The 5,581-nt window shown below is 67.7% G+C and carries 7 protein-coding genes; 2 read left to right on the plus strand and 5 right to left on the minus strand.

Going from position 1 to position 5,581, the window contains the following annotated elements; all coding sequences use genetic code 11:
* On the plus strand, window positions 1-345 hold a 345-nt coding region (locus FHD68_RS17520), incomplete at its 5' end, for an SPOR domain-containing protein (protein ID WP_139086398.1).
* Here FHD68_RS17520 and hemE read toward each other — a convergent pair.
* On the minus strand, window positions 342-1,370 hold the full coding sequence (hemE, locus tag FHD68_RS17525; protein ID WP_127898385.1) for a uroporphyrinogen decarboxylase: 1,029 nt from the start codon (window positions 1,368-1,370) through the stop codon (window positions 342-344). The two genes, FHD68_RS17520 and hemE, sit on opposite strands and share 4 nt — an antisense overlap.
* Window positions 1,371-1,444: 74 nt before the next feature.
* On the opposite strand from hemE, the gene hemC reads away from it, so the two are divergent.
* Window positions 1,445-2,383, plus strand: coding sequence for a hydroxymethylbilane synthase (hemC, locus tag FHD68_RS17530; RefSeq protein WP_127898386.1), 939 nt, complete (start codon window positions 1,445-1,447; stop codon window positions 2,381-2,383).
* Window positions 2,384-2,415: 32 nt separating this feature from the next.
* Here hemC and lexA read toward each other — a convergent pair whose 3' ends face one another.
* From lexA to trpC, 4 genes are all read right to left on the minus strand, one after another.
* Window positions 2,416-3,132 carry a transcriptional repressor LexA gene (gene lexA, locus FHD68_RS17535; protein ID WP_045980823.1) on the minus strand — a complete coding sequence of 239 codons (717 nt, stop codon included), beginning with the start codon at window positions 3,130-3,132 and terminating at the stop codon, window positions 2,416-2,418.
* A gap of 89 nt (window positions 3,133-3,221) precedes the next feature.
* Complete coding sequence (locus FHD68_RS17540; RefSeq protein WP_127898387.1) at window positions 3,222-4,403, minus strand: molybdopterin molybdotransferase MoeA; 1,182 nt, start codon at window positions 4,401-4,403, stop codon at window positions 3,222-3,224.
* Window positions 4,400-4,873, minus strand: a complete 474-nt coding sequence (gene moaC / locus FHD68_RS17545) for a cyclic pyranopterin monophosphate synthase MoaC (protein ID WP_127898388.1) — start codon at window positions 4,871-4,873, stop codon at window positions 4,400-4,402. Before moaC ends, FHD68_RS17540 begins: the two co-directional genes overlap by 4 nt.
* On the minus strand, window positions 4,870-5,581 hold a 712-nt coding region (trpC, locus tag FHD68_RS17550; RefSeq protein WP_139086400.1), incomplete at its 5' end, for an indole-3-glycerol phosphate synthase TrpC. The genes trpC and moaC, both read right to left, overlap by 4 nt.

The raw sequence follows: 5,581 nt of genomic DNA on the forward strand, positions 1-5,581 counted from the left end.
CCGACGGTTGCCGCGACCCCGCGCGCCACCGCCCGTCGTGCGACCTCACGGACCCCTGCGGCGCCCGTCGCCGCCGCGCCCAAGCCGGTGGCTGTGCCGGGACCCGAGATGATCCCGGCGTCGGCGCGGTATGTTCAGGTCGGTGCCTATGGCGACGAGGGGAACGCGATGATCGTGCTGCGGGCGCTGGCCGCGCGCGGCTATCCGACGGGGCAGGGGCGAACAACGGATAGGACGAAATCGCTGCGGCTGATCATGGCGGGACCCTTCACCGACCGGCAGGCCCTGATCGCCGCGCTGAACGATCTGCGGGCGAACGGCTATCCCAAGGCGGTGGCGCGCTAGGCGCTGCGCACCGCCTCGATCATCCGGGCGACGTTGTCGGGATCGGCGTCAGGCGTGATCCCGTGACCCAGGTTGAAGACATGCGGACCGCCGCGTAGGGCGCGGGTGATCCGCTGCGCCTCGGCGACAAGTTCGGGCCCGCCCATGACCATGTGCCGCGGGTCCATGTTGCCTTGGACGCAGCCCTCGGTCTGGACGTGGCGGGCGGCCCAATCGGTCGACACCGAATTGTCCAGCGCGACGCAGTCGGCTCCGACCGCCGCCCGAAACCCGACATAACGCTCGCCCGCCTCACGGGGGAATGCGATGACAGGCACGCCGGGATGACGCGCCTTCAGCGCGGCGATGATCCGCTTGACCGGAGCGATCGCGAAGTCGTCGAAATCTTGGCCCTTCAGGCTGCCGGCCCAGCTGTCGAACAGCTTGACGACTTCGGCCCCGGCCTCGATCTGGCGTGACAGGTAATGGATCGTCGCATCCGTGATCAGGTCGATCAACGCGGCGAATGTCGCGCGGTCCTGATCCTTCAGCAGATGCGCCGGTCCCTGATCCTTGGTGCCGCGGCCGGCGACCATATAAGTTGCGACCGTCCATGGCGCGCCGGCAAAGCCGATCAGGGCGGTTTCCCGCGGCAGTTCGCGTGACAGGATCCGCAGCGTCTCATAGACGGGTGCCAGCTGCGCATCGACCTGATCCGCCGGTTTCAGCCGCGCCAAATCCGATGCCCTGGTCACGGTGGACAGCCGCGGTCCCTCTCCGGTGACGAACCACAGGTCGGCGCCCAGGGCCTGGGGGATCAGCAGGATGTCGGCAAAAAGGATCGCGGCATCAAAGCCAAAGCGGCGGATCGGCTGCAGCGTGACCTCGGCGGCAAGGTCGGGATTGTAGCAGAGCGACAGGAAATCGCCCGCCTGCGCGCGCGTCGCACGGTATTCCGGCAGATAACGCCCGGCTTGGCGCATCATCCAGATCGGCGGGGTGGGCAGTGTCTCGCCGGCCAGGGCGCGCAGCAGAAGTTTGGTCATGGGGCCTCCTGCGCCCCTTGAAGGTCAGGCGACAGGCGTTGTCAAGCGCAGCCCCGGCGGCTATGCCGTGGCGCATGACACAGATGCCCACCCCCACCCGACCGCTTCGGATCGGCACGCGCGGATCGGTCCTGGCCTTGGCACAGGCCCATGAGACGCGTGATCGCCTGATGGCTGCGCATGGCCTTCCGCAGGACGTGTTCCAGATCGTTCCGATCAAGACCACCGGCGACCGCGTCCTGGACCGCCCCCTGTCGCAGATCGGCGGCAAGGGCCTGTTCACCCGCGAGATCGAGGAGGCCTTGACCGAGGGCGCGATCGACATCGCCGTGCATTCAATGAAGGACATGCCCACGCTGCAACCGGACGGCTTGGTCATCGACTGCCTGCTGCCGCGGGAGGATGTTCGGGACGCCTTCGTCAGCCCGCACGTAGCCTCGATCACCGCGCTGCCGCAGGGCGCGGTCGTTGGTTCCTCCAGCCTGCGGCGGCGCGCCCAATTGGCACACCGTCGTCCCGATCTGCAGTTGGTGGAATTCCGGGGGAATGTGCAGACGCGCCTGCAGAAGCTTGCAGACGGGGTGGCCGTGGCGACCTTCCTGGCAATGGCAGGACTGTCGCGGCTGGACATGCGTCATGTCGCCCAAAGCGCCATCGATCCGGACGAGATGCTGCCCGCTGTCGCACAGGGGGCCATCGGCATCGAGCGCCGTGCCGACGATCAGGGCTGTGCGATGCTGCTGTCGTCGATCAACGATCCGCTGACGGCACTGCGGATCGAGGCAGAGCGCGCGTTCCTGCGCCGTTTGGACGGATCCTGCCAGACGCCCATCGCGGGGCTTGCTACGCTGGATGGCGACCGCATGACGCTGCGCGGCGAAATCTTGCGCCCGGATGGCAGCGAGGTCGTCGCCGGTGTCCGTGATGGTCTGACATCGGATGGTGCGGCCATGGGAACGGATCTGGCGGAGGAGCTGCTGTCCCGCGCCGGACCCGGCTTTCTGATCGCCTGAGGATATGCCGGGGCACAGCCCCGGCAAGCGAGTCAATAGCTGCGGATCAGTCCGACCAGCCGGCCCTGGATGCGCACGCGGTCTTCGGGAAGAAGACGCGTCTCGTAGGCCGGATTGGCGGCCTCCAGCGCGATCATCGATCCTTTGCGGCGATAGCGTTTCAGCGTGGCTTCCTGATTGTCCACCAAGGCCACGATGATGTCGCCCGTCTCCGCAGTGTCCTGTTCGCGGATCACCACGACGTCGCCATCGTTGATGCCGGCCTCGATCATCGAATCGCCGGTCACCTCAAGCGCGTAGTGATGTTCACGGCCCGACAGCATCGTTCCCGGCACTGCCACATGGTGCGACACTTCGGAAATCGCCTCGATCGGCACGCCGGCGGCGATACGGCCCATCAGGGGCAACTGAACCGCAGGGCTGTCGACGACCGTCATGGCGCCGCGCGGGCGGGCGGGGCGCGTGTTCGAGATGACGCGCGGCGTGAAGGCCGGACGCGTCTCCTCGGGGGCGGCGTCGGTCAGGTGGGACAGGGCGTCGGGCAGGCGAAGCACCTCGAGCGCGCGGGCGCGATGCGGCAGGCGCCGGATGAAGCCTCGCTCCTCCAGCGCGGTCACAAGCCTGTGGATGCCGGACTTGGACCGCAGGTCCAAAGCATCCTTCATCTCGTCGAAGGAAGGCGGCACGCCGTCCCGTGCCATCCGCCTCTGGATGAACTCAAGCAGTTGGATCTGCTTTTTCGTCAACATGGCCCGCCCTTCTCTTCGTGTTCCGCGTCTGTTCTAGCTTATCCACAGAATCGCGTCAATCAGTTGACCGTGAAAGGGTGAAAAAACAGTTAACTAGCGGCAAGGGGGATGTAATCGACCAGATCGCCCGCCGGCCTGGCCGGATCATGCGGCGGACGAACCAGCAGTGCATTCGCCTGTGCCATCAGCGCCAGCCGTGCCGAATCCTGATCCGCAAAGGGCGCGATCAGGGGCAGGTCCTCGCCCGCAGCCAATGTCGCCCGCAGGTAGTGCTGACGGGGTCCTTCAGCCGGCAGGTCATGGGCCAGCCTTGCCTTGCGCAACGGCGCATCCGCCGGAAGCCCCTGCATCGCGCGGATCAGCGGCTGCATGAACAGAACCGCGCAAACCATTGCCGATACGGGATTTCCCGGCAGGCCCAGCATGGCGCCTTTCGCCATCCGGCCCGCCATCAGCGGCTTTCCGGGACGCAGCGCGACCTTGTAGAAGGCCTGGTCGATACCGTGTTCCTGCGCGATCTTGCCGATCAGGTCGTGGTCGCCGACCGATGCGCCGCCGATGGTGACCAGCAGATCCGCGTCCGCCGCCGCGCGAAAACTGGCACGCAGGCTGTCCTCGGTGTCGCGCGCGATCGGCAGGATGTGCGGCTCACCGCCCGCTTCATGGACCATGGCCGCAATGGCCAGGTCGTTCGAGCTGATGATCTGACCCTCCGCAGGGTCCGTGCCGGGGGAAACCAGCTCGTCTCCGCCCGCCAGGATGGCGACGCGGGGGCGGGCGGCGACCGTGACATTGTTGACGTTCATCGCGGCCAGCAGACCGATATGAGCGGCGCCCAGGATGATCCCCGGCGCGACGGTATCGCCTTGCGCAAAGTCGTTGCCGCGCGCCCGGATGTTGCTGCCCCCGGATCGCGTCACAACGCGGATCACGTCGCCGTCGCGGTCCACGTTCTCCTGCAGTTCGACATGGTCAAAGCCTTGCGGCACCGGTGCACCGGTGAAGATGCGGATGGCGGTGCCTGGGCGGGCAGTGCCGCCCCACGGATGGCCTGCCGCGCTGGTGCCGATCACGGTCAGGGCGTCGTCCAGATCGGCCGCCCGCATCGCATAGCCGTCCATCGCGGACGCGTCGAAGGGTGGCTGGGTCAGCCGGGACACGGCGGGCTGCAGCAGAGCGCGGCCATGGGCGTCGGCCAGGGACACAACCTCGGGGCGCGGCGGGTTGGCAAGGGCCAGAACGCGTTCAAGAGCCTCGGTGACCGAGATCATCGCGGCGCCTCGTAGGGGCCGGACTTGCCGCCATCCTTGCGCAGCAGGCGGATGTCCTGAATTTCCATCGACTTCTGCGCCGCCTTCAGCATGTCGTATACGGTCAGGCAGGCGGTCATGACGGCGGTCAGCGCCTCCATCTCGACCCCGGTGCGGCCGGTGGTGCGGACGGTCGCGGTGACGCGGATACCGGGCAGGTCTGGATCGGCCACAAGGTCGACCGCGACCTTGGCCAGCGCCAGCGGATGGCAGAGCGGGATCAGATCGGCGGTGCGCTTTGCGCCCATGATTCCCGCCAGGCGCGCCACGCCCAGTACGTCGCCCTTGGCCACACCCCCCTGCGCCAGGGTCAACGTCTCGGGTGTCATGATCACGCAGCCCGTGGCCACGGCCTCGCGCGCGGTTTCGGACTTGGCCGAGATGTCGACCATATGCGCCTGACCGGCGGCGTCGAAATGCGTCAGGGTCATGCGGCGACGTCCAGGATGGCGCGGGTGGCGGCGGTCACGTCGGCCTGACGCATCAGGCTTTCCCCGATCAGGAAGCGCCGCGCGCCGGTCTGCATCATCGCGCCCAGGTCCGCCGGGGTGAACAGCCCGCTTTCGCAGACCAGCTGGCGGTCGTCCGGGATGCGCGGTGCAAGGTCGCGCGTTACGTCAAGTGTGACCTCGAAGGTCTTGAGATTGCGGTTGTTCACGCCGATCAACGGCGATTTCAGGCGCAGGGCGCGGTCCAGTTCGGGCGCGTCATGCACCTCGATCAGGACGTCCATGCCCCAGCCCATAGCCGCATCCTCCAGGTCGTGGGCCTGGGCGTCGTCGACCGAGGCCATGATGATCAGGATGCAATCCGCGCCCCAGGCCCTGGCCTCGGTCACCTGATAGGTGTCATAGAGGAAATCCTTGCGCAGCGCCGGCAGGTCGCACGCGGCGCGTGCGGCCGTCAGAAACGCGGGCGCGCCCTGAAAGCTGGGGCCGTCGGTCAGTACCGACAGGCAGGCCGCGCCACCCGCCTGATAGGCACGGGCCAGCGACGGCGGATCGAAATCGGGCCGGATCAGGCCCTTGGACGGGCTGGCCTTCTTGATCTCGGCGATCAGGGCGGGGCCGCCGGCTGCGGCCCGGTCCAGCGCGCGGGCAAAGCCGCGGGGGGCGTCGGCCGCACGGGCCTGCGCGTCG

Source organism: Paracoccus marcusii, assembly GCF_006151785.1.
Lineage (GTDB): Bacteria > Pseudomonadota > Alphaproteobacteria > Rhodobacterales > Rhodobacteraceae > Paracoccus > Paracoccus marcusii.

Coding starts and splice junctions, on each gene's coding strand:
- hemE (WP_127898385.1), bottom strand. CDS start 1,370: ATGACCAAACTTCTGCTGCGCGCCCTGGCCGGCGAGACACTGCCCACC.
- moaC (WP_127898388.1), bottom strand. CDS start 4,873: ATGACCCTGACGCATTTCGACGCCGCCGGTCAGGCGCATATGGTCGAC.
- hemC (WP_127898386.1), top strand. CDS start 1,445: ATGACACAGATGCCCACCCCCACCCGACCGCTTCGGATCGGCACGCGC.
- FHD68_RS17540 (WP_127898387.1), bottom strand. CDS start 4,403: ATGATCTCGGTCACCGAGGCTCTTGAACGCGTTCTGGCCCTTGCCAAC.
- lexA (WP_045980823.1), bottom strand. CDS start 3,132: ATGTTGACGAAAAAGCAGATCCAACTGCTTGAGTTCATCCAGAGGCGG.